Origin of the sequence: Actinomadura sp. K4S16, assembly GCF_008327685.1 — a bacterium.
Lineage (GTDB): Bacteria > Actinomycetota > Actinomycetes > Streptosporangiales > Streptosporangiaceae > Spirillospora.
In genome coordinates this window covers 728,283-751,574 of the sequence record NZ_BDDE01000010.1, presented here as the reverse complement: position 1 = coordinate 751,574, position 23,292 = coordinate 728,283, and the positions used below count along the sequence as shown (strand labels likewise).

20 protein-coding genes are annotated in these 23,292 nt (G+C 73.4%); 15 read left to right on the top strand and 5 right to left on the bottom strand.

All coding sequences use genetic code 11. The features are described 5' to 3' along the window. Window positions 1–85 precede the first annotated feature (85 nt). On the bottom strand, window positions 86–1,492 hold the full coding sequence (locus K4S16_RS04270) for an NYN domain-containing protein (protein WP_200841679.1): 1,407 nt from the start codon (window positions 1,490–1,492) through the stop codon (window positions 86–88). Window positions 1,493–1,653: 161 nt separating this feature from the next. On the opposite strand from K4S16_RS04270, the gene K4S16_RS04265 reads away from it, so the two are divergent. The 3 genes from K4S16_RS04265 to K4S16_RS04255 all read left to right on the top strand — a co-directional run bounded on the left by K4S16_RS04265 (window position 1,654) and on the right by K4S16_RS04255 (window position 4,652). Further along, complete coding sequence (locus tag K4S16_RS04265) at window positions 1,654–3,468, top strand: DEDD exonuclease domain-containing protein (RefSeq protein ID WP_149257438.1); 1,815 nt, start codon at window positions 1,654–1,656, stop codon at window positions 3,466–3,468. Between the two features lie 39 nt (window positions 3,469–3,507). Continuing rightward, window positions 3,508–4,257, top strand: a complete 750-nt coding sequence (locus tag K4S16_RS04260) for a rhomboid family intramembrane serine protease (protein WP_149257437.1) — start codon at window positions 3,508–3,510, stop codon at window positions 4,255–4,257. Window positions 4,258–4,364: 107 nt separating this feature from the next. Further along, entirely contained in the window at window positions 4,365–4,652 is a 288-nt protein-coding gene (locus K4S16_RS04255) for an Lrp/AsnC family transcriptional regulator (protein ID WP_149257436.1), read from the top strand. Between the two features lie 26 nt (window positions 4,653–4,678). On the opposite strand, the gene K4S16_RS04250 is transcribed toward K4S16_RS04255, so the two are convergent. Together K4S16_RS04250 and K4S16_RS04245 are read right to left on the bottom strand one after the other, a co-directional pair. Further along, a complete protein-coding gene (locus K4S16_RS04250) occupies window positions 4,679–5,380 on the bottom strand; it encodes a cache domain-containing protein (protein WP_149257435.1) in 702 nt (233 codons plus the stop codon). A gap of 17 nt (window positions 5,381–5,397) precedes the next feature. Continuing rightward, window positions 5,398–6,114, bottom strand: coding sequence for a FadR/GntR family transcriptional regulator (locus K4S16_RS04245; protein ID WP_149257434.1), 717 nt, complete (start codon window positions 6,112–6,114; stop codon window positions 5,398–5,400). Between the two features lie 78 nt (window positions 6,115–6,192). Between K4S16_RS04245 and K4S16_RS04240 the strand changes: the two genes are divergently transcribed. From K4S16_RS04240 to K4S16_RS04225, 4 genes are read left to right on the top strand one after another with little or no spacing between them, the layout of a single operon-like run. Then, the gene (locus K4S16_RS04240; RefSeq protein ID WP_149257433.1) at window positions 6,193–7,224 is read left to right on the top strand and encodes an ABC transporter ATP-binding protein; all 1,032 of its coding nucleotides are present in this window, start codon (window positions 6,193–6,195) and stop codon (window positions 7,222–7,224) included. Between the two features lie 47 nt (window positions 7,225–7,271). After that, window positions 7,272–8,480, top strand: coding sequence for an ABC transporter substrate-binding protein (locus tag K4S16_RS04235; protein ID WP_200841677.1), 1,209 nt, complete (start codon window positions 7,272–7,274; stop codon window positions 8,478–8,480). Continuing rightward, window positions 8,477–9,391, top strand: coding sequence for an ABC transporter permease (locus K4S16_RS04230; protein WP_149257432.1), 915 nt, complete (start codon window positions 8,477–8,479; stop codon window positions 9,389–9,391). The genes K4S16_RS04235 and K4S16_RS04230 overlap by 4 nt, the downstream gene beginning before the upstream one ends. Beyond that, on the top strand, window positions 9,391–10,200 hold the full coding sequence (locus K4S16_RS04225) for an ABC transporter permease (protein ID WP_149257431.1): 810 nt from the start codon (window positions 9,391–9,393) through the stop codon (window positions 10,198–10,200). The genes K4S16_RS04230 and K4S16_RS04225 overlap by 1 nt, the downstream gene beginning before the upstream one ends. A 67-nt stretch (window positions 10,201–10,267) precedes the next feature. Here K4S16_RS04225 and trpD read toward each other — a convergent pair whose 3' ends face one another. Then, the gene (gene trpD, locus K4S16_RS04220) at window positions 10,268–11,317 is read right to left on the bottom strand and encodes an anthranilate phosphoribosyltransferase (RefSeq protein WP_149257430.1); all 1,050 of its coding nucleotides are present in this window, start codon (window positions 11,315–11,317) and stop codon (window positions 10,268–10,270) included. 100 nt (window positions 11,318–11,417) lie between these two features. Next, the gene (locus K4S16_RS04215; RefSeq protein WP_149257429.1) at window positions 11,418–11,840 is read right to left on the bottom strand and encodes a response regulator transcription factor; all 423 of its coding nucleotides are present in this window, start codon (window positions 11,838–11,840) and stop codon (window positions 11,418–11,420) included. A gap of 164 nt (window positions 11,841–12,004) precedes the next feature. Between K4S16_RS04215 and K4S16_RS04210 the strand changes: the two genes are divergently transcribed. The 8 genes from K4S16_RS04210 (at window position 12,005) to K4S16_RS04175 (ending at window position 23,171) form a co-directional block, all read left to right on the top strand. Continuing rightward, window positions 12,005–12,589 (top strand): heme-copper oxidase subunit III, encoded by a 585-nt coding sequence (locus K4S16_RS04210; RefSeq protein WP_235036555.1) that lies wholly within the window; start codon window positions 12,005–12,007, stop codon window positions 12,587–12,589. A gap of 40 nt (window positions 12,590–12,629) precedes the next feature. Next, window positions 12,630–13,541, top strand: coding sequence for a c-type cytochrome (locus tag K4S16_RS04205; RefSeq protein ID WP_149257427.1), 912 nt, complete (start codon window positions 12,630–12,632; stop codon window positions 13,539–13,541). Further along, complete coding sequence (locus K4S16_RS04200) at window positions 13,538–14,635, top strand: ubiquinol-cytochrome c reductase iron-sulfur subunit (RefSeq protein ID WP_149257426.1); 1,098 nt, start codon at window positions 13,538–13,540, stop codon at window positions 14,633–14,635. Before K4S16_RS04205 ends, K4S16_RS04200 begins: the two co-directional genes overlap by 4 nt. After that, entirely contained in the window at window positions 14,632–16,266 is a 1,635-nt protein-coding gene (locus K4S16_RS04195; RefSeq protein WP_149257425.1) for a ubiquinol-cytochrome c reductase cytochrome b subunit, read from the top strand. The genes K4S16_RS04200 and K4S16_RS04195 overlap by 4 nt, the downstream gene beginning before the upstream one ends. An 82-nt stretch (window positions 16,267–16,348) precedes the next feature. Beyond that, entirely contained in the window at window positions 16,349–17,476 is a 1,128-nt protein-coding gene (locus K4S16_RS04190) for a glycosyltransferase family 4 protein (RefSeq protein WP_149257424.1), read from the top strand. Between the two features lie 988 nt (window positions 17,477–18,464). Then, complete coding sequence (locus K4S16_RS04185; protein ID WP_149257423.1) at window positions 18,465–20,684, top strand: peptidoglycan DD-metalloendopeptidase family protein; 2,220 nt, start codon at window positions 18,465–18,467, stop codon at window positions 20,682–20,684. Between the two features lie 13 nt (window positions 20,685–20,697). Further along, the gene (locus K4S16_RS04180) at window positions 20,698–21,663 is read left to right on the top strand and encodes a hypothetical protein (RefSeq protein ID WP_149257422.1); all 966 of its coding nucleotides are present in this window, start codon (window positions 20,698–20,700) and stop codon (window positions 21,661–21,663) included. Beyond that, window positions 21,660–23,171: an NADH-quinone oxidoreductase subunit NuoF family protein gene (locus K4S16_RS04175; RefSeq protein ID WP_149257421.1), complete on the top strand. Its 1,512-nt coding sequence runs from the start codon at window positions 21,660–21,662 to the stop codon at window positions 23,169–23,171. The genes K4S16_RS04180 and K4S16_RS04175 overlap by 4 nt, the downstream gene beginning before the upstream one ends. Window positions 23,172–23,292: the final 121 nt, after the last annotated feature.

Here is a 23,292-nt window from a genome sequence, read left to right as displayed (position 1 = left end):
TCATCCACTTTTCGTGACGTGATGATCACGGACCGCGAGGCTTGCCTTATGAGAGCCTTATGGCCGCCTTATGGGCGGGCCCGCCCTAGGAGCGGCCCAGCCTGCGCAGCAGCAGGGAGGAGGGGCAGGGGCGCGCGCTGGCGCGCCGCGCGGCGTCGGCGACCTCCCGGTCGGACGACACCACGACCACCGACCGGCCCGGCGGCTCCGCCCGCACGAGCTCGCCGATCAGCTCGTCCGCCGTCTGCCCCGGGCGGCTGAACAGCACCCGCACCCCGCGCGGCGCCGCGATGGCGACCGGCGCCTCCAGCTCCGCGCCGTCGAACACGCACGTGACCTCGGCGCGCGTCTGCGCGGCCAGCCCGCCGAGCCCGGACAGCAGCCGGCTGCGCTGGTCGGCCAGCGGCAGCTCCCCGTACCCGGTCTTGGTGACGTTGTAGCCGTCCACCACCAGGTGCACCTGCGGGAGCGTGAGCAGCCTGTCCAGCAGCTGCGGGTCGCTGTCGGACAGGGCCCGGCCGGGCAGCGCGCGGTGCGCCAGCCGGTCCGGCTCCAGCCCGCCGACCGCGTCGGCGGGACGGCCGATGGTGGAGGGCAGGGCCAGCTCCCGGCGGACGCCCTGCGCGGCGTCCACGAGCGCGTCGAGCAGCATCCGCAGCCGGACGTCGTCGACGTTGCGCCCCTCCCGCGCGGCCCGCCTGGCGGCCTCCGCCGCCTCCTCCGCCCGCGCGGCGCGGGCGCGCAGCCTGCGCAGCTCCTTGTCCGCGGCGGCGGTCGACTCGCGCGCGGCGGCGAGCTCGCGGTCGGCGTCGGCGGCGACCGCGAGGGCGCGCTCCTCCGCCGCCCGGTACCGGGTGCGCGCGTCGTGCAGCTTGCGGCGCAGCTCCGCGACCTCGGCCTTGGTCTCGCGGAGCTCGGCGCGCAGCTTGGCCAGCTCGGCGCCGCGGGCGTCGCGGGTCGCGGCCAGCTCGGCCTTCAGCGCGGCGATGCGGCGCTCGGCCTCCTCCTCCTCGGACGCGGTCGCCGAGCGCGCCAGCTCCTCGCGCGCCGATTCGACGAGCGCGGTCCAGCCCGCCGGGCGCAGCAGGTAGGCCAGCACCGCGACGCGCACCGGATCGGCCGCGGGCGGCACGTCCCCGCCCTCGACCACCTCCGCCAGGTCGGCCTGCGCCTCTCGGAGCGGCACGGCGACCCGCCGCCGGAACTCCTCGTCCTTCTCCAGCGCCGCCGCGATGTGCTGGCCCGCGAGCTTGGCGCGCTTGCGGCGCTCGAACCGCGCGAACCGGCGCAGCGGCGGGGGGACCTCGTCGGCGGGCAGCGTCCCGATCAGGTCGGCGGCGACCTCCACCACGCCCTGCCGCACCGCCTCGGGCAGCGGGCGGGCGAGCTTCTCCGCGGGATCCCCGCGGCCGGGGGTCGCTTCGGGGCCGCTGTCGATGATCCCGCTCCTTCCGGGCTGCGCCGCCGGTGGGCTGTGTGTTCCCGAGCGCACCCGCCCTAACCAGGGCGAACGCGTGATCGGACGGATCGCGCCGAACCCTCGGCGGGATGCCTCCCGCCCGTCCCCGCGGCCCCCGACCGGCGGGACGTCCCGGCACCCCCCAACCCTAGCGGCACGAAGTTCTGTCGGTGGGGTCCTCTACGGTCGCGCACATGACGGCTGCGCACGGTGTCCAGGGCCGCGGGGTCCAGGCGCACGGCGTCCAGGGCACCCTGGACGACCTCGGCACCCCGCTCCGCGACGTCACCTTCGTGGTGGTCGACCTCGAGACCACCGGCGGCTCGGCGGCCGACTCGGCCATCACCGAGATCGGCGCGGTGAAGGTGCGCGGGGGAGAGGAGCTCGGCGAGCTCGGCACGCTGGTCGACCCGGGCGGGCCCGTCCCGCCGTTCATCACCGCGCTGACCGGCATCACCACCGCGATGGTGACGGCCGCGCCGCGCATCGGGTCGGTGCTCCCGGCGTTCCTGGAGTTCGCGCGCGGCTGCGTCCTCGTCGCGCACAACGCCTCGTTCGACATCGGGTTCCTCAAGGCCGCGTGCGCCGCGAACGGCTACGCGTGGCCCGCCTTCCCGGTCGTCGACACCGTCGACCTCGCGCGGCGCGTCCTGTCCCGCGACGAGGTGCCCAACTGCAAGCTCGGCACGCTGGCCCGCTACTTCCGGACGTCCAACGAGCCGACGCACCGGGCCCTCGCCGACGCCCGCGCCACCGTCGAGGTCCTGCACGGCCTGATCGAGCGGCTCGGCTCGTTCGGCGTCACCTCGCTGGAGGAGATGCGCGGCTTCGCCAAGGCGCCCACCCCAGAGCAGCGCCGCAAGCGCCACCTCGCCGACGACGTCCCGTCCACCCCGGGCGTCTACCTGTTCGAGGACCACGCCGGCGAGGTGCTCTACGTGGGCAAGAGCGGCGACCTGCGCTCGCGCGTGCGCAGCTACTTCACCGGCTCGGAGACGCGGTGGCGCGTCCGCGAGATGGTCGGCCTCGCCGAGAACGTCCGCACGATCGTGTGCGCCACCGGGCTGGAGGCCGAGGTCCGCGAGCTGCGGCTGATCGCCGAGCACAAGCCGCGCTACAACCGCCGGTCCAAGTTCCCCGAGCGGGCGATCTGGCTGAAGCTGACCGTGGAGCCGTTCCCGCGGCTGTCCATCGTGCGGGAGTGCCGCGCCGACGGCGCCCGCTACCTCGGGCCGATCTCGTCGCGGCGGCAGGCGGAGGAGGCGCGTGCCGCGCTGCACGAGGCCGTGCCGCTGCGCCAGTGCACCCAGCGGCTGACGCTCCGGCTCATCGAGCGCGGCAAGGCGCGCTCGTGCGCGCTCGCCGAGCTCGGCCGCTGCGGCGCCCCCTGCGACGGCCGCGAGTCCGCCGACGCCTACGCCGTGCACACCGGGACGGCCCGCGCCGTCATGGAGGGCGACGTGCGGCCCGTCGTGGCCGCCGCCCAGGTGCGCATCGACAGGCTCGCCGCCGAGCTGCGCTACGAGGAGGCCGCCGCCCAGCGCGACCGGCTCGCCGCGTTCGTGCGGGCCGCCGCGCGCGGGCAGCGGCTCGCCGCGCTGGCCCGGCTGCCCCAGCTCGTGGCGGCGCGCCCCGCCTTCGACGGCGGCTGGGAGCTGTCGGTCGTGCGGTACGGCCGGCTCGCCGCGGCCGGCACCGTTCCGCCGAACGCCCGGCCCCGCCCCTACGTCGACGCGCTCATCGCGACGGCCGAGACGGTGTTCCCGCCCTCGGGGGAGGCGCCGGGCGGCGTCGCCCTCGGCGCGCCCCCCTCGCAGGGCGCGACCGCCGAGGAGATGGAGTGCGTCCTGCGCTGGCTCGACCTGCCCGGCGTCCGCCTGGTCGAGGTCGACGGCCCGTGGACGTGTCCGGTGCACGGCGCCGAGGGGTTGCGCGAGTGGATCGACAAGGCCTACGACCGGTCGTACGCCCGGCCTGAGGCGGCCCCTCGCGGGCCGCGCCGCCACTAAGGTGACGGTGTACACCCGGCAACCGGAGGACGACCCCGCATGGCACTGCCTCTCTACGACAGTCAGCCTGCGCGGCGCATCCCCTGGGTGACGTACCTGCTGATCGCGGTCAACGTGGTCGTCTTCCTGCTCACCCCGATGTCGAACTTCGCCGCCTGGTACGGCAAGGGTGCGGTCCGCGAGTGCAAGGCGACGCACTTCACGTTCGAGTACGGCGCCGTGCCCAAGGAGCTGACCACCGGAGACCAGCAGCCGCTGCCTTCGGAGGTCGTGCACGACTGCGGCCCCGCGAACTTCCGCAAGGCGCCCTGGACGACCGCGTTCACCTCGATGTTTCTGCACTCCAGCGCCCTGCACCTGCTGGGCAACCTGGTCTTCCTGTTCGTCGTCGGCATGGGCGTGGAGGACAGGCTCGGCCGGTGGCGCTACCTGCTCGCCTACCTGGCGTTCGGGCTCGTCGCCGTCTACGGGTTCGCCTGGACGTCGCCCGACGCCACCGTCCCGCTCATCGGCGCGTCCGGCGCGATCGCCGGGGTGATGGGCGCCTACGTGATCCTCAACCCCCGGGGCCGCGTCGTCAGCTGGGTGCCGCCGGTCATCGTGATCCGGCTGCCGGTGTGGGTGGTGCTCGGCTACTGGTTCGTCCTGCAGTGGCTGTCCCTCGGGGACGCCAAGAGCAACGTGGCCTACACCGCGCACATCTACGGCTTCGTGGCGGGCGTGGTGTTCGCGCTGCTGGCCCGCCGCGCCGGTCCGGCCCGCCGCCTGGCCGCGCTCAGCCGCGGCTGACCGCGGCCCCGTCCCGTACCCGCCGGCCCGGCGCGGGCGTCCCCTCGCGGTCGCGCGCCCGGCTTCCCCGGTAGGGTCGGAGCGTCCGATTCTGCGGGGAGGGTGCAGTGGTCACTGCGATCGTGTTCGTCAAGGCCGACGTCGCGCGCATCCACGAGGTGGCCGAGACGATCGCCGCGCTGGAGGGCGTCAGCGAGGTGTACTCCATCACCGGCGACCACGACCTCATGGTGATGGTCCGGGTCCGCCGCCACGAGGAGCTCAACGACGTGATCCCGGGCCGCCTCAACAAGGTCCCCGGCATCGTCGGCACCGAGACCCACATCGCGTTCCGCACCTACTCCCAGCACGACCTGGAGCAGGCCTTCGCCCTCGGCCTCCCCGACGCCGACTGACACCGACTGACGCGGCCGGGCGCGCGCTAGAAGCCGACCACGAGGGCGATGCGGTCGACGCCGGTCCCGCAGGGGCGGGCGGCGTAGCCGGGCACCTCGCGGTAGACGGCGCCCGGGGGCCAGCTCGCGGTGTTGGACGCCATGACGCGGCCGGGGGCGTTGACGACGAACGCGGGCGCGGGGATCTCCCGCAGCGCCGGGACGACCTCGTTCTCGAACGTCCGGGCGAACACGTCGGCGGCCGCGACGCCGGCGAACTCCCCGGCCACGCGCACCGGCGCCGACAGGGTGAGGACGTACTCGTCGCTGCACAGGTAGTCGACGTAGGGGCCGCAGACGGTCCTCTCGGCGCCGCCCTCGGGTCCCGTGAACCACTCCCAGGCGGTGTAGTCGTACAGGGCGCTGCTCTCGGGGTTCAGGTCGCGCAGCAGCTGGGACGGCCGCCCGGCCGGGCCGGTCTGCCACCACTCCATGTACCAGGCGGCGTCGGCGAGCAGGCGGGGCGCGGCGATGAAGCCGAGGCCGCAGACCAGCGGGCCGAGCCGCGCGAGCAGCAGCGGGCGCAGCCCGGCGAGGTCGGCGCGGGCGGGGGTGCGGCCGGCGCGGTGGACGTCCTCCAGGCACCGCTCCGTCGCGTCGCGCACCTGCGCCACGGTCGTGAAGACGCCGTCCAGGGTCGCGCGGACGTGTGCCGCCGCCGCGCCGACGGCCGGTGGCTCGGCGGGCATGGGTCCCCCTCGGGGTCTCAGAGTGCGAGCCGTCGTTCAATCAGACGTTCTACCGCATTCGAGACGTGACTTTCAGCGACATCGCGGGCCCGGGCGCCGTCGGCGGCCTCGATCGCGCCGACGAGCGCGGCGTGCTCGGCGCCGACGCCCCCGCGCCGGTCGGGCAGGTCGTGGACGGCCCAGACGAGCGGTCCGATCTCGGCCTGGAGCCGGATCTCCTCCCTGGTGAGCCGGCCGGACTGGGACGCGGCGGCGATCTCCAGGTGGAGCCGGCCGTCCAGCCGGCACATCCCGGCGCCGGAGCCCGCCTCGTCCATCTCCTCCAGCGTCCGGCGCAGCCGCCGGACGTCGCCGGGCAGCGACCGCGCGGCGGCGAGGCGGGCGGCGGCCCCGGCGATCGCGGCGTAGTGGTCGCCGAGATCGCGGAGCTCTTCCGCGCTGAGCGAACGCAGCCGCTCATCGAGATCGAACGCCCTGGCAGGGGCCCGGACGAAGCTGCCGCCGCCGCGCCCCCGGCGGGTGTCGATGAGCCCTTGTTGACGCAAGGCCATCAGTGCTTCGCGTAGTGTGACCGTTGATACACCGAGATATGCCGACAGGTCGGTCTCACTGGGCAGCTGTTCGCCGTCGCCGAGGAGGCCGAGCGCGATCGCGTCGCTGAGGCGCCGTACCACCGCGTGCACCCGCGCGGTGTTGTCGACGGGAGCGAACACGACGAGGTGCGCGCTGTCCATGGGCCCCCTCCCGGTGTTGACACAGTGATACCGGAACATCACTTGAACTTAAACCTATGAATCCATATGTTTTCGGTCATGCCGGCTTCAGCGGTGAGGATCCGCGATCTGCGCAAGACCTTCGGCCCCGTCGAGGCGGTGGCGGGAGTCGACCTCGACATCGGGGACGGCGAGTTCTTCTCCATGCTCGGCCCGTCCGGGTCGGGCAAGACGACCGTGCTGCGGCTCATCGCGGGCTTCGAGCGGCCGACGGCTGGAACGATCGAACTCGGCGGCAGGGACGTGACGTCGCTCGCCCCGTTCGACCGTGACGTGAACACCGTCTTCCAGGACTACGCGCTCTTCCCGCACCTGGACGTGCTCCGCAACGTCGAGTACGGCCTCAAGGTGCGGCGGGTGCCGAAGGCGAAGCGCCGCGAGCGGGCGCTGGAGGCGCTGCGCAGCGTCCGGCTCGACGGGATGGGGTCGCGCCGCCCCGCCGAGCTGTCGGGCGGCCAGCGCCAGCGGGTCGCGCTCGCCCGCGCGCTGGTGAACGAGCCGAAGGTGCTGCTGCTCGACGAGCCGCTCGGCGCGCTCGACCTGAAGCTGCGCGAGGAGATGCAGGTCGAGCTGAAGAGCATCCAGCGCAGGGCCGGCATCACCTTCGTCTTCGTCACCCACGACCAGGAGGAGGCGCTGACCCTCAGCGACCGGATCGCGGTACTCGACCGCGGCCGCGTCCAGCAGGTCGGCACGCCCGCCGAGGTGTACGAGCGTCCCGCCACCGAGTTCGTCGCGGGCTTCGTCGGCACGACCAACCGCATCGGCGAGGTCTGCGTGCGGCCGGAGAAGCTCCACGTCCACGACGGCGGCGCGGACGGCGCGGACGGGCCGGACGCGGGGGACCGGCAGGCGCTCGGCACGGTCGCCGAGGTCGTCTACGCGGGCGCGGTCACCCGGTTCGTCATCGACCTGGAGTCGGGGGAGCGGGTCGTCGCGCTGGAGCAGAACCTGCGGACCTCCTCCATGGACGTGCTGGGCCGGCGCGGCGCGCGCGTGCGGATCAGCTGGCACGAGGCGCACGAGTTCCGCGTGTCGGGCGCCGGCGCCGCGCCGGCGCGCACCCCTTGAACCACCCCGAAAACCCCCGAAAAAACCCCCACCATAAGGAGTTCCCCATGTGGTCCACGCGCATGGCGCTCGCCACCGCGGCGACGCTGGCGATCGGACTGGCGGCCGCCGCCTGCGGCGGCGACTCGGGCGACAAGGCGACCGGAGCCGGGCAGGGCGGCTTCTCGGTCCCCAAGGTGCCGATGCAGCAGTCGCTCGGCAAGAGCGAGGGCCAGGTCAACCTGGTCGCCTGGGCCGGGTACGCCGAGGACGGCTCCAACGACCCCAAGGTCGACTGGGTCACCCCGTTCGAGAAGCAGACCGGATGCAAGGTCAACACCAAGGTCGCCGGCACGTCCGACGAGATGGTGACCCTCATGAAGACCGGCGAGTACGACGCGGTCTCCGCCTCCGGCGACGCCTCGCTCCGGCTGATCGCCTCCGGGACGGTCGCGCCGGTCAACACCAAGCTCGTGCCCAACTACGCCGACGTGTTCGCCGGGCTGAAGAACAAGCCCTGGAACTCGGTGAACGGCACCTCCTACGGCATCCCGCACGGGCGCGGCGCCAACCTGCTCATGTGGCGCACCGACAAGGTCAAGACGGCCCCCGACTCGTGGGGCGCGGTGTTCGACGCGAACTCCCCGTACAAGGGGAAGATCACTGCCTACGACTCGCCGATCTACATCGCCGACGCCGCGCTCTACCTGATGTCGGCCAAGCCCGAGCTCGGCATCAAGAACCCGTACGCGCTCGACCAGAAGCAGTTCGACGCGGCCGTGGAGCTGCTGAAGACCCAGCGCGGGCTCATCGGCGAGTACTGGTCCGACTACACCAAGGAGGTCCAGGCGTTCAAGAGCGGCGACTCGGTCCTCGGCACGACTTGGCAGGTCATCGCGAACCTCGCGCAGGGCGAGAAGGCGCCGGTGAAGGTCGCCCTGCCCAAGGAGGGCTCCACCGGCTGGTCGGACACCTGGATGGTCGGCGCGAAGTCCAAGAACCCGAACTGCGCCTACAAGTGGCTGGACTGGATCGTCTCGCCCAAGACGAACGCGCAGGTCGCCGAGTGGTTCGGTGAGGCCCCGGCCAACGCCAAGGCATGCGCGGAGACCGCGGACAAGACGTTCTGCGACACCTTCCACGCCACCGACGAGAGCTACTTCTCCAAGGTGCACTTCTGGACGACGCCGATCGCCCAGTGCCTCGACGGGCGCAAGGACGTCAAGTGCGTCGACTACTCCAAGTGGACCCAGGCGTGGACCACGATCAAGGGATGACCGCTCCCGCCACCGCCGGCGGGAAGGACGGCCGCCCGGCGCCGGGGACCCGGCGCCGGGCGGCGGCCCTGCTGTACCGCCGCCCCCGGCTGCGCCTGTCGCTGCTGCTGTCGGCGCCGCTCGCCTGGCTGGTCGTCGTCTACCTCGGCGCGCTCGCCGCGATCTTCCTGACCGCGTTCTGGACGACCGACGTCTTCACCGGCGAGGTCGTCCGGCAGTTCACGCTCTCCAACTTCCAGATCCTGGTCGACGAGCCGGTGTACCGGACGGTCGCGCTGCGCAGCCTCGGCGTCGCCGTCGCCGTCACCCTCATCGACACCGCCATCGGCTTCCCGATGGCGCTGTACATGGCCAAGGTCGCCAGGCCGCGGTACCGGCCGTACCTGGTGATCGCGATCCTGGCGCCGCTGTGGGCCGCCTACCTCGTCAAGGCGTACGCGTGGCGGGTGATGCTGGCGCAGGGCGGCCTGGTCGACCAGGTGCTCGGGCCGTTCGGGCTCTCCGGCCCCGGCTACGGCCTCACGGCGACCGTGCTGGTGCTGGCCTACCTGTGGCTGCCGTACATGATCCTGCCGGTCTACGCGGGCCTGGAGCGGCTCCCGGACTCGCTGCTGGACGCCTCCGGCGACCTCGGCGCCCGCCCGCTGCGCACGTTCCGCTACGTCGTGCTGCCGCTGGTGTTCCCCTCGCTGGTGGCCGGGTCGATCTTCACGTTCTCGCTGTCGCTCGGCGACTACATCACCGTGAAGATCGTCGGCGGCCGGAGCCAGCTGCTCGGCAACGTCGTCTACGACAACATCGGCGCCGCCAACAACCTGCCGTTCGCGGCGGCGGTCGCCACGATCCCGGTGGTGGTGATGCTCGGCTACCTCGCCGCGGCCCGCCGCACCGGCGCGCTCAGGGAGCTGTGATGACCCTCTCGCCGGCCGCGCGGATCGCGCTGCGCGTCCTGATGTTCCTCGGCCTCGCCGTCATCTACGTGCCGCTGCTGGTCGTGCTGGTCAACTCCGTCAACGCCGACACCACGTTCGGCTGGCCGCCGTCCGGGTTCACCGGGCGCTGGTGGTCGCAGGCGCTGGACAACGAGGGCGCCCGGCAGGCCGTCCTCACCAGCGTCAAGGCGGGCCTCGGCGCGACGGCCGCCGCGCTCGTGCTCGGCACCATGGCGGCCTTCGCGGTGGCGCGCCACCGGTTCTTCGGGCGCGAGACGGTGTCGCTGGTCGTCGTGCTGCCGATCGCGCTGCCCGGCATCGTCACCGGCATCGCGCTCAGCAACGCCTTCCAGGTCGTGCTGAAGCCGCTCGGGATCGGGCTCGGCCTGTTCACCGTGATCGTCGGGCACGCCACGTTCTGCGTCGTCACGATCTTCAACAACGTGCTCGCCCGGCTGCGGCGCACCGGCACCAGCCTGGAGGAGGCGTCCGCGGACCTCGGCGCCGACACGTTCCAGACGTTCTGGCACGTCACGTTCCCGGCGCTGCGCTCCGCCCTGCTCGCCGGGGGCCTGCTGTCGTTCGCGCTGTCCTTCGACGAGATCATCGTGACCACGTTCACCGCGGGGCCGGGCGCCCAGACCCTGCCGATCTGGATCTTCAACAACCTGTTCCGCCCCAACCAGGCCCCGGTCGTCAACGTGCTCGCCGCGGCCCTGATCGTGCTGTCGGTGATCCCGATCTACATCGCGCAGCGGCTGTCGAACGGCGCGCGCGGCGTCGCGTGAGCGCGGTGCGGCCGGGTTGAGCGCCGTGGGGACGGGGCGAACGCCCGGGTGAAGGCCTGCGCGGGCGTCAGCCGCGCAGGCTCCGGGAGGCGTCGACCCAGCGGTCGAGGAGGGTGGTCGCGGCCCCCGAGTCGACCGCGGCGGCGGCGCGCCCGTAGGCCTCCCGCAGCGTCGCGGTGAGGTCCGCGGCGGGCGGCGCTCCCTCGTAGGCGGTGATGAGCGCGGCGGCGTTGAGCAGCACCATGTCGCGGACGGGCCCCGGCCGCCCCGCGAACGTCTCGCGCGCCACCCGCCCGTTGAAGGCCGCGTCGGCGCCGCGCAGGTCCTCCGGCTTCGCCGGCGGGATGCCGAGGTCGGCCGGGTCGAAGGTCGTCTCCGTCGCCGTCCCGTCGCGGACGACCCACACCGTGGAGGTGCCCGTGGTGGTCAGCTCGTCGAGCCCGTCGTCGCCCCGGAACACCAGCGAGGAGCAGCCGCGCGCGGCGAACACGCCCGCCATCACGCCCGCCATCCGCGGGTGGAACACCCCGACGGCCTGGGCCCGGGGGCGCGCCGGGTTCGTCAGCGGGCCGAGGAAGTTGAAGACCGTGGGCGTGCCCAGCTCACTGCGGGTGCGCGAGGCGTACTTCAGCGCCGGGTGGTAGAGCGGCGCGAAGCAGAAGGTGATGCCGACCTCGTCGGCGAGCCGCGCGGTGGCCTCGGGGGGCAGGTCGATCGCGACCCCGAGGTGCTCCAGCAGGTCGGCCGCACCGCAGGACGACGACGCGGCGCGGTTGCCGTGCTTGACGACCCGCACGCCCGACGCGGCCGCGACCACGGCGGCCATCGTGGAGACGTTGACGGTGTGGGCCCGGTCGCCGCCCGTCCCGACGAGGTCGGCGATGTCGCCGGGCACGTCGATGGGGGTGGCGTTGTCCATCATGCCCTCGGCGAGGCCGGTGACCTCCTCGACCGTCTCGCCCTTGGCGCGCAGCGCCACGGCGAACCCCGCGATCTGCACGTCGGTGGCCTCACCGGACATGATGCTGTTCATGGCCCAGGACGTCTCCTCGCTGGACAGCGAGGAGCCCGACACGAGGGCGTTGAGCAGTGCGGGCCAGGTGGTGCGCGCGTCCATGTCGCCTACAGGGTCGTGGTGGCCGGCGTCGTCAGAGGCGATGCCGGAGAAGGGCGGTCGTGGAAGGGCTACGGCGTGGCGGAAGGGCCGCGGCGGAGGGTCACAGGGCCGGGAGGCGGCTCTGGAGGCGCTGCCGCATCAGCCCGGCGAGCGCGTTCGCGAGGGCCATCGGGTCGATCGGCAGCCCCACCACGGCGTCGGCGCGCGACCAGGTGGCGAGCCAGCCGTCGTCGCGGCGGCCGATGATCGCGAGGACGGGCGGGCAGTCGTACACCTCGTCCTTGGCCTGCCGGCACACGCCGAGGCCGCCCGCGGGCTGCGCCTCGCCGTCGACGATCAGGACGTCGACGCCGCCCCGGTCGAGCCGGGCCACGACGGCCGGCTGGGTGGCGCACTCCTCGAACTCGACCTTCGGGAGGTCGGCGGCCGGACGGCGCCCGATCGCCATCCGGATCTCGGCGCGGGTGTTCGCGTCGTCGCTGTAGACGAGGACCTTCATCGGGCTGTCCGGGGCGGTGCTCATGCACGTGAGGGTACCGGGTGCGCGGCGCCCGTGACACGCTCGGGGAACCCTAGATGGGGGGTCATGCGTCACTCACTGGATAGGGGCGCAATAATGCTGGCGTGACAGCATCCGCGATAGAGACAACACCTCACGCACGGGCGAACCGTCCCAATCTGGTCAGCGTGGGGACGATCGTTTGGCTGTCGTCCGAGCTGATGTTCTTCGCGGCCCTGTTCGCGATGTTCTTCACGATCCGCTCTGTGACGATCGGCCAGTCCGGCCCCGACGCGTGGCCGGGCGCCCCGCTGGACCTGCCGCTGTCGGCGGTCAACACGACCATCCTGGTGCTCTCCTCGGTGACCTGCCAGATGGGCGTGTTCAAGGCCGAGGCGGGCAAGGTCGGGCGTGACGGGAGCCTGCTGAACCCGGCCCGCTGGGGCCTGCGCGAGTGGTACGTGCTCTCGTTCCTCATGGGCGCCTACTTCGTCGCCGGGCAGGCCTACGAGTACTCCCAGCTGGTCACCAAGGACGGCCTCACCTTCTCGTCCTCGGCCTACGGCTCGGTCTTCTACCTGGCCACCGGCTTCCACGGCCTCCACGTGATCGGCGGCCTCGTCGCGTTCCTGTTCCTCCTCGGACGCACCTACGCCGCCAAGCGGTGGACGCACGAGCAGGCCACGAGCGCGATCGTCGTCTCGTACTACTGGCACTTCGTCGACGTGGTGTGGATCGGCCTGTTCTCGGTCGTCTACCTGCTCGACGTCTGACCGACCCGACCCACCCGACATGACCCGAACGGGGACTTCCGTGAAAAGGATCACCGCATGGCGACGGCGCCCGTGGGCGGGCTACGCCGTCGTGCTGGCGGCCCTGGCGGCGATCGGCGCGATCTACGCCGGCTTCTCGCCGCGGACTGACCGAGCCGAGGCGCAGACCACCGCCCAGGCGGCGCAGGACCTGAAGAACGGCCAGCAGCTCTTCAACAAGAACTGCGCGAGCTGCCACGGTCTGAACGCCGAGGGCACCAAGGACGCCAAGGGCAACCCGATCGCCCCGAGCCTCATCGGCGTCGGCGCCGCGGCCGTCGACTTCCAGGTCGGCTCGGGCCGCATGCCCGCGGCCAACCCCGGCGCGCAGATACCGCGCAAGACGCCGATCCCCGAGTTCAACATCTCCCTCAAGACCGACTACGAGGAGAAGGAGAAGCGGGAGGCGGCCGAGAAGCAGAAGGCGCAGGCCGAGAAGAACCTGCACGACCTCAGCGCCTACGTCGCCTCGCTCGGCGGCGGCCCGGCGGTCCCCCCGGCGTCGGCCGTGGACCCGAAGACCGGCGACGTCGCGCTCGGCGGGAAGCTGTTCCGCACCAACTGCGCGCAGTGCCACAACTTCACCGGCCAGGGCGGCGCCCTCACCGGTGGCAAGTACGCGCCGTCGCTGTCGAACCCCGACGTCACGCCCACCCAGATGTACGAGGCCATGCTGACCGGGCCGCAGGCGATGCCGGTGTTCAACGACACCACGCTCACGCCGAAGGACAAGCAGGCGATCATCGCCTACCTCGTCCAGACGCGCGAGGAGCCGAACCCCGGCGGTAACGGCCTCGGCCGCATCGGCCCGGTGACCGAGGGGCTGGCCGGCTGGCTGGTCGGCATCGGCCTGCTGGTCCTGGCCGCCATGTGGATCACCGCGAAGAAGCCGAAGAAGCTGAAGAAGTCATGAGCGACGACAACAAGGACACGGCGGGCCGGCCCGGCCCGCGCGAACGTGTGATCGGCACGCCGTCCCCGGCGCGCGAGAAGGCCCTGCTGGCCGAGGACAACATTTCGGCGCCGGCGGGCGTGGGAGAGCAACTCGACGAGGCGTCGGCCAAGCGCGCCGAGCGGATCGTCGCGACGTTCTTCCTGGTCGCGTTCGCCGCCAGCGTGGCGTTCATCGCCTACTTCATCGGCTGGAGCGGCCGCGACGGCGGCATGCACGGCGTCACCCGGGCCCGCGAGTCCAACCTGTGGCTCGGCGGCCTGATGGCGCTGTCGTTCCTCGCGCTGGCCGTCGGCATCACCATCTGGGTGCGCCGGCTGATGACCAGCAAGCCGATCGTCCAGGAGCGGCACGAGCTGGCCGCCGACGAGGAGACCCGGGCGGCCTTCACCGAGGACTTCCTCGAAGGCGCCGACGACAGCGGCATCACCAAGCGGCCCCTGCTGCGCCGCACGCTGCTGCTGGCCGCCGCGCCGCTCGGCCTGGCCCCGCTGGTGCTGCTGCGCGACCTCGGCCCGCTGCCGGAGAAGCGGCTCCGCCACACCTACTGGGGCGAGGCCGTCAAGAAGGCGCAGGCGGAGGGCAAGAAGGGCGTCCGCCTGGTCGTGGACGGCACCAACAAGCCGCTGCGGGTCAGCGACTTCTCCGCCCCGGGCTCGATGATCACGGTCCTGCCCGAGGGCATCGAGGAGGAGGTCCCCGAGGACCAGGTGCTGACGCAGAACGCCAAGGCGGTCACCATCCTCATCAACGTCCCCGCCGAACAGTTCAAGCCCGCCAAGGGGCGCGAGAACTGGCACGTCAACGGGATCGTCGCCTACTCCAAGGTGTGCACGCACGTCGGCTGCCCCGCGGCCCTGTACGAGCAGACCACGCACCACATCCTCTGCCCGTGCCACCAGTCGACCTTCGACGCCACCGACGCGGCGAAGGTCGTCTTCGGGCCGGCGGCCCGGCCGCTGCCCCAGCTGCCGCTGTCGGTGGAGGACGGGTACCTCATCGCCACGAGCGACTACCACGAACCCGTCGGACCGAGCTTCTGGGAGCGCGGATGAGCGAGGCGACAGCCCCGAAGGCGGTCGAGGCGCCGCTGACGTTCCTCGACGACCGCCTCGGCTCCACCACCTTCTTCAAGCGGAACATGAAGAAGGTCTTTCCGGACCACTGGTCCTTCATGCTGGGCGAGATCGCCCTGTACTCCTTCATCATCCTGCTGCTGACCGGGACGTTCCTGACGCTCTGGTTCCAGCCGAGCATGACGGAGACCGTGTACGAGGGCTCGTACACGAAGCTGCAGGGCGTGAAGATGTCCGAGGCCTACGCCTCGACGCTGCACATCAGCTTCGACGTGCGCGGCGGCCTGCTCATGCGGCAGATCCACCACTGGGCCGCGATCCTGTTCATGGCGTCGATCCTCGCGCACATGCTGCGCGTGTTCTTCACGGGCGCCTACCGCAAGCCGCGCGAGCTGAACTGGCTGATCGGCATCGGCATGTTCACCCTGGGCATGCTGGAGGGCCTGTTCGGGTACTCGCTGCCTGACGACCTGCTGTCCGGCACCGGCCTGCGCATCACGCAGGGCGTCGCGGAGTCGATCCCGGTGGTCGGCACCTACATCTACATGTTCCTGTTCGGCGGCGAGTTCCCCGGCACGGACATCGTCCCGCGCCTGTACATGCTGCACATCCTGCTCATCCCGGGCCTCCTGCTCGGCATGGTCACCGCGCACATGATGATCATGTGGGTGCAGAAGCACACGGCGATGCCGGTCAAGAACCAGACCGAGCACCAGGTGTACGGCTACCCCTTCTACCCGGTCTTCATGGCCAAGACGGGCGCCTACTTCCTGTTCACCTTCGGCGTCCTCGCGCTGCTCGGGGCGTTCGCCCAGATCAACCCGATCTGGCTGTTCGGGCCGTACGACCCCGGTGCGATCTCGTCGGGCTCCCAGCCCGACTGGTACATGGGCGTCCTCGAAGGCGCGCTGCGCATCATGCCGAACTGGGAGGTCTCCGCCTGGGGCCACACGGTCAGCTTCAACGTGCTGATCCCGGCCCTGGTGCCGCTCGGCATCGTGTTCGGCGGCGCGGCGGCCTGGCCGTTCGTCGAGCAGTGGGTGACCGGCGACAAGCGCCACCACCACGTGAACGACCGGCCGCGCAACGCCCCGGTCCGCACGGCGACGGGCATCGCGGCGGTCACCTTCTACGGGCTGCTGTGGGTCGCCGGCGCCAACGACGTCATCGCGGACAAGTTCCACGTGTCGCTGTTCGCGACGACGTGGTTCTTCCGGGTCGCGTTCTTCCTCGGGCCGATCATCGCGTTCATCGTCACCAAGCGGATCTGCCTGGGCCTGCAGCGCCGGGACGCCGACGTCGTCGGGCACGGCGTGGAGAGCGGCGTGATCCTGATGTCGCCGGACGGGAAGTTCTCCGAGCGGCACGAGGCGCCGCGCGACGAGGAGCGGCACGTCCTGCTCTCCAAGGAGAACGCCCGGCCCGAGGCCCCGGCCCGCGACGCCCGGGGCATCCCGGCGCCCGGCACCAAGGGCCCGATCGGGCACCTGCGCTCGCGCCTCAACCGGGCGTGGACGTTCGACGACATCCCCGTCGAGGAGCACGAGCACCCGCACGGCGAGCAGGCGGAGATCGAGGGCGGCGCCACGTCGCACGAGGTCCGGCACTGATCGTCCGCGCATCCGGGGCCCGTCACCGCATCGCCGGTGGCGGGCCCCTGCGCGTGCCGGACGGCCGGGAGGCCGCCCGGCGATGACCAGGACGCTGTTCGTCACCAACGACTTCCCGCCGCGACCGGGCGGCATCCAGGCGTTCGTGCACGGCCTGGCCGTGCGGCGCCCGCCCGGCTCGGTCGTCGTCTACGCCCCGGCCTGGAAGGGCGCCGCGGAGTTCGACGCGCGGCAGCCGTTCCCGGTCGTCCGGCATCCGGGCTCCCTCATGCTGCCGGAGCCGGGGGTGCTGCGCCGCGCCGCGGACGTGCTGCGCGCGGAGGACTGCGACTCGGTGGTGTTCGGGGCGGCGGCGCCGCTCGGCCTGCTGGCCCCGGCGCTGCGCCGCCGCGGGGCGGAGCGGCTGGTCGGGATCACCCACGGGCACGAGGCGGGCTGGGCGGCGCTACCGGTGGCGCGGAACCTGCTGGGCCGCATCGGGGACGGCGTCGACGTCCTGACCTACCTCGGCGAGTACACCCGCTCCCGGATGGCGCGCGCGCTGTCGCCAGAGGCGGCGGCGCGGATGGCCCGGCTCGCGCCCGGCGTCGACGAGGCGCTCTTCCACCGGGGCGCGGGCGGCGAGCAGATCCGCGCGCGGCACGGGCTGGCCGGCCGCCCGGTGGCGGTGTGCGTGTCCCGCCTCGTCCCGCGCAAGGGGCAGGACGCCCTCATCCGCGCCTGGCCCCGCGTCCTCAGGTGTCTGCCGGACGCCGCCCTGCTCCTCGTCGGCGGCGGGCCCTACCGGGGCGACCTTGAACGCCTCGCCGCGTCCCTCGAGGTCGAGCGCTCGGTCGTCTTCACCGGCGGCGTCCCCTGGGAGGAGCTGCCCGCGCACTTCGACGCGGGCGACGTCTTCGCGATGCCGTGCCGCACCCGCCGCCGCGGCCTGGACGTGGAAGGCCTCGGCATCGTGTACCTGGAGGCGTCCGCCACCGGCCTCCCGGTCGTCGCGGGCGACTCGGGCGGCGCCCCCGACGCCGTCCTGGACGGCGAGACGGGCCTCGTGGTGCCGGGCCGCTCCGTCCCCGCCATCGCCGAGGCCGTGACGGGCCTTCTCGAAGACCCGGAGCGGGCCAGCGCCATGGGCGAGAAGGGCCGGGCCTGGATCGAACGGGAGTGGCGGTGGGACGTCCAGGCGGGCCGCCTGGGGAAGCTGCTCACCCCTTGAACGTGACCGCCCCCAGGGCGAGGACCCGCCCCCGCGCCGTAGGCGGGTCCTCGCCCTGGGGGCGGCGGCTCAGCGGCGCCTGAACGCGCCTGATCCGGGAGTGCGTCGTTCCGGGCTCGGGCACCCTGGGGCGCCCGAGCCCGGAACGACGCCGTGGGCGCGCGCCCCGCCCCCGGAGACCTGTTCCACGCGGACCGCCCCTGCCGAGGTGGGGTGGGTGTGATCCTCCGCCGCCCGACCCGGTGCCCTTGCGGGAGAGAACCTGGAGTCGGGCACACCGCGCGGGACGGCCGGCGGGTACGGATCGGGTCCGCGTGGACGGGAGCGCGGGGCACGGCCCCGGCATCCGGCACCGTGGGGCCCGGCCCCGCGACGGTGCCCGACCGCGGACGCGCAGGAGGCGTGGACGGCCCCCGGGGAGATCCCGTGTCGCGGTGATCGTGCCATCGGGGCCCACCTCCTGCCGCTGCTCTGCGTCCGCGGTCGCTGACGTTTCCGAAGCTAGAGCCGTTCGCGGGCCACCGCCGCGCCATTAATGCGCACTTAATGAGCGGATCAGTCATCGCTAAGCCGCCGCCTGCCGGCGGCCCGATCGGCCGGGGCCGGGGGAGTGCGCGGCGGGGCCTCGTCCGGTGCCCGAAACCCTCGGGGAGAGCCCGCCGCGCCCGTCCGTGCCGGGGCTCCGCTCCCGGGAGGGCGTGAACGCTCGGTGGCCTCCGCGCGTATTCCAGGAGAGCGGAAGCGCCGTGGAAGAAGGGTCATTGGCCTTTTTCGGCACCGGTTGACATATAGGCGGCTCCAGGGGCGTATGCTCCCGGAGTGATCGGGCGGGTTCGCGAGAATCCGTCCGGGGATCGCGGCGGGAGCGAGCGGGCTCCGACACCGCGGTCCCGGTATGTCTCAGCGGGACGGCCGCCGGGCGACAGCCCGGCGGCGCGGAACCCTCTCGGCGTTCGCCGTGCTCTCCGTCTCCTCCACAGGAGACGACATGGCGCGACGCGATTACGGGCATGCGTCCCGGAGCCAAACGCATGCTTCACCGTGGGCGGAGACGTCCGCGCGCCCGTCCTCGGGACCGGAGCCCAAGCGAGGGCTCTGGTCCGAGGACCCCCAGTGGCCCGAAGGGTCCTGGTGGTCCGAGCAGCCGGACTGGTCGGAGCGGGGACGCGGGTCGTCCCGGCGCGAGCCGAAGCCGACGCGGCGGGAGGCGAAACGGCGCGAGGCCAAGGCCCGCGCACGCCGCTCCGGCGAGGGCGCCGAGCGGCGGCGGCCGCGCGCCCAGTGGCCGGAGCCGCCCGACCGGCGCGGCGACGCGGGGACCGAGCGCTTCGACGCGCGCGGCGGCTACGACCCCGCGGGCTACGAGGCCCGCACGAGGCGGGACCCCCGCACCGAGCGGCGAGACGCCCCGACCGAGCGGTTCGACGCCCGCAACGGCGGCCGCGATGCCCGCACGACGCGGGACGACCGCACCCCGCAGTTCGACGCCCGCACCGACCTGTTCGACGCGCGCAGCGGCGGACAGGACGCCCGCACGAGGCGGGCCCCCCGTATGGAGCGGCGGGACGCGCCCACCGAGCAGTTCGACGCCCGGACGGACCGCTTCGACGCGCGCAACGGCGGGCGCGACGCCCGCACGGAGCGGTTCGACGCGCGCAGCGGCGGGCGCGATGCCCGCACGAGGCGGGGCCCCCGCACGGAGCGGCGGGACGCGCCCACTGAGCGGTTCGATGCCCGGACGGAGCGCTTCGACGCGCGCACTGAGCGGTTCGACGCGAGGGCCGAGGGGCTCGGCGGGGCCGCCGGGCGGTCCGGGCGGGACCGGTCGCGCGAGTACCCGCCGCGCGGCGGGCGCGCGCGGCGCGCGGAGCGCCCGCGGCCCGGACCCCGCGCGGAGCGGCGCCCCGAGCGGCCGCCGCGCCAGGAGCCGCGGCGCCGCCAGTCGCCGCCGCGCCCCGGCCCCAAGGCGGTGCCGCGCCGCGGCCGGCGGCCCACCGACCGGCTGAGCATCGGCGCGATCGTCCTGTCCACCGCGGTCGGCCTGTCCCTGCTGGGCATCGCCGAGCGGGCGCTGCTCGACGGCGGCCCCCTCGGCGGGTCCTCCGGTCCGGTCGGCTCGCAGCGCGCGATCAAGCCGCCGAAGCCCGGCACCGGGACGCCCGCGCGCCCGCAGCAGCAGCCGCAGCAGCCGCAAGGCGGCGGCGGTGCGGCCGCACCCCCGGCCGGCCCCGACCTCGGGGTCCTCGCCACCCAGGTCCGGAAGCTGACGCTGGCGCAGCGGGGCGCCGCCGCGCGGCAGGCCTACGGGGCTGCGCTGACCCGGCAGCCGTTCGTCGGCGCCACCCGCCAGAGCGCCGACAGGACCTGGGTCTTCGGCACGAGCGCGATCCCCGTCCCGGAGACCAGCGCGGCCGGCCCCGAGCTCGCCTTCTACACCGCCCACTGGACGGGCGGGAAGTGGCAGGTCGGGCTCTCCGGCGGGACGGAGTTCGCCGCGCTCCTCGGAGCCGCCCCCGCGAACCTCATGTCGGCGTCGGAGTCGCGCCTCCTGCGCAAGTACGGCGCGCTGAGCTCCGCGCAGGCCACCACCCTCGTCAACGGGACGCGGGCGGGCGACCGGCTGATGCTGCCCTGGAAGATCGGCCAGGTCTGGTCGATGACGACCTCCGACGACGCCGCCTCCCGCCCGCTGGCCTCGCTGGCGTTCTCCGGGGGCGACGGCCGCGTCCTGTCCTCCGGCGCCGGCCGCCTGTACCGGTTCTGCTCCAGCCAGGCCGGCGCGGTGGTGATGGTGATCCACCCGAGCGGCCTCGCGTCCACGTACTACGGGCTGCGGAGCATGACCGAGCTGCGCGACGGCAGCGTCGTCGAGCAGGGCGACGCGCTCGGCCGCACCGGCACGGCCCGGCCCTGCGGCGGGGCGGCCGCGCCCCGCGCCGAGGTCGGCTTCGGGCTGCGCCGCGGCGGCGGCGCGGTCCCGCTCGACGGCGCCGCGATCGGCGGCTGGACGTTCCGCGAGCGCGCCAAGCCGCTCCTCGGCTTCGCCGAGCGCGGCGTCCTGCAGGTGCTTCCCGGGGGCCTGCTGGCCAACCTCGGCCCGGTCCCCGCTGCGGACGACTCCCCGTCGTCATCGCCGTCCCCCGGCAAGAAGCCGAAGAAGGACGGCGCCGGACCTGCCGGCGTCCCGACGCCGGCCGCAACCAAGTAGAGGAGTCCGAGCGGTGCGAATTCGCAGCAGTGATGATCCCGCGGTGCCCAACTGGGCGCTGCGGCTGGTGCTCGTCGGCGCGGTGCTGGTGCTCGCCGGCGCGGCGACGCCGCAGGGCGCCGTCGCGATCGCGAACGTGCAGTACTTCCTCAACTTCTTCGCGGGCGTCTTCGCGCTCGTGTCCTACACCACCGCGGTGATGGTCGGGGTGCTGGCCACCGACCGGCTGATCCTGGAGATCCGGCACCGGGTCCTGGCGCAGGCCGTGCACCGCGCGGCCGCGACCATGGGAACGGCGATGCTGGTCGCGCACATCTCGGTGAAGGTGATGAACGGCATCGCCGCGCCGATCCAGATCGTCGTCCCGCAGGGGGCGGTCGGACTGGGCACGGTCGCCGCCTGGCTGATGTTCCTCACCTTGATCACCGGTGCGGTGCGGGCGCGGTTCGTGTCCCGCGGCAAAGCCTGGGTGTGGCGGTCGATGCACGTGCTCGCCTACGCGGCCTGGCCGATGGCGATCGTGCACGGCCTGATCACCGGGCGGCCCGCGGCGAACTGGGTGGTGCTCAGCTACGTGATGAGCGTCGTACTCGTCGTGCTCGCCCTGGTCACTCGCATGATCGTGGTGTTCAAGCCGCGGGAGCTGTCCCGCGCCGGCGACGAGATCGACCCGTTCTCGGTGCCCGACGGCGCCGGACGCCGCCGGGACCGGCGCGCCATGGCGGCGCGGCAGCACGAGGAGGGACGCGTCGCCGCGATGGCGCGGGCCAGGGCGGGAGACGACTACCGCGGCATGTTCGACGACCCGCGCGGTCTGGACGACTCGCGCGATTTCGGCGACGCCCGCGACTTCGGGAACCGGAACTTCGACGACAGGGACTTCGGCTCCGGCGGCTACGACGACCCCCGCCGGACCGTCTCCGATCCGCGCGGCATGCCCGTGACCGGGCAGGGCGGTGACACCGAGGTCATCCGATGACCTCGACCGTCACCGTCTCCAACATCGGCGGGCCCCGGCTGACGCTCGGATTCGACCGGTTCGACCGGCTGGACCTCGACCGGCACCTGGCGGTGCACGGCAGGCTTCGGGCGCCGGCGCTGGACGACCTGGTGCGGATGGCCGAGCAGGTCGACCTGAGGGGGCGCGGCGGGGCGGGCTTCCCGTTCGCCCGCAAGCTGATGGCGGTCGCGGCGCGGGTCAACTACCCGACCGCCGACCAGACCGCGCTGCTGCCCGGTGAGCGCGGCGACGAGCGTGGCTCCAGCGAGGACGTCGTCGTGGTGGTCAACGGCGCCGAGGGCGAGCCCGGCAGTTCCAAGGACAAGGTCCTGCTCGGCCGGGCCCCGCACCTGGTGCTCGACGGCGCGCAGATCGCGGCGAACGCGCTCGGCACCCAGCGGATCGTGCTGGCCGTCGAGAGCGACGAGGCCGCCCGGTCGGTCCGCGCCGCGATCAGGGAGCGGCGGATGCCGGCCCGGGTCGTCCGGCTGACCGAGCGGTTCATCTCGGGGGAGAGCGGCGCGGTGATCCGCGCGATCAACGGGGAGACGCCGATCCCGCCGGGCGTCAAGGTCCGCGCGTCCGACTCCGGGGTGGACGGCTTCCCGACGCTGCTGTCCAACACCGAGACGTTCGCGCAGCTCGCGGTGCTCGTCTCCCTCGGCCCCGACCTGTACGCCTCGGCCGGGACGGACGACGAGCCGGGCACCACCCTGCTGACGATCGGCGGGACCCAGGTCGTCGAGGCGCCCCTCGGCACCCCGCTGCAGGCCGTCCTCGACCACTGCGACGTTCCTGCCTCGCCCGGGGTGCTCGTCGGCGGCTACCACGGGATGTGGCTCGACCCGGCCGCGGTGTCGCGGGCGGTGCTGTCGCGCGCCGGGATGCGGCGCGTCGGCGGGACGGTCGGGGCCGGGATCATCCTGCCGCTCACCCAGGGCACCTGCCCGCTCGGCGAGGTCACGCGGATCGCGTCCTACCTCGCCGCTCAGTCCGCCGGGCAGTGCGGGCCGTGCCGGCTCGGGCTGCCCGACGTCGTCCGGTCCCTGATGGCGCTCACCGAGGGGGCCGGGACGGTGGAGGACGTCCGCCGCGCGGCCGGCGTCGGCCGGGGCCGGGGCGCCTGCACCCACCCCGACGGGACGGCCAAGTTCGTCCTGTCGGCGATGGAGGCCTTCACCGCCGACATCGACGCGCACCGGTGGGGCGCCGGGTGCGGCCAGTCGACCTACGGGGTCCTGCCGCTCCCGGTGCCGGACGGCACGGAGGGTCGGGTCGCGATCGACTGGAGCCGGTGCGACGGGCACGGCCTGTGCGCCTACCTCGTGCCCGAGCTGATCCAGCTCGACCGGTACGGCTTTCCCGTCGTGCTCGGCACCGACATTCCCTCGTGGATGGAGAAGGACGTCCAGAAGGCGGTCGCCATGTGCCCCGCATTGGCGCTCCGCGTCGTCGACAGCGTCCCGGGAGCACCGTCGAGGCGGTGAATTGCGGGTCGTGCGGGAAAACGAATTCAGGTGGACACCGTTGAACCTCGCCGTCGACGCGGTGCGTATGTCCTAAGGACTCCGTGCTGTGGGCGACGGAGACCGCGAGAGACGGAGGAGG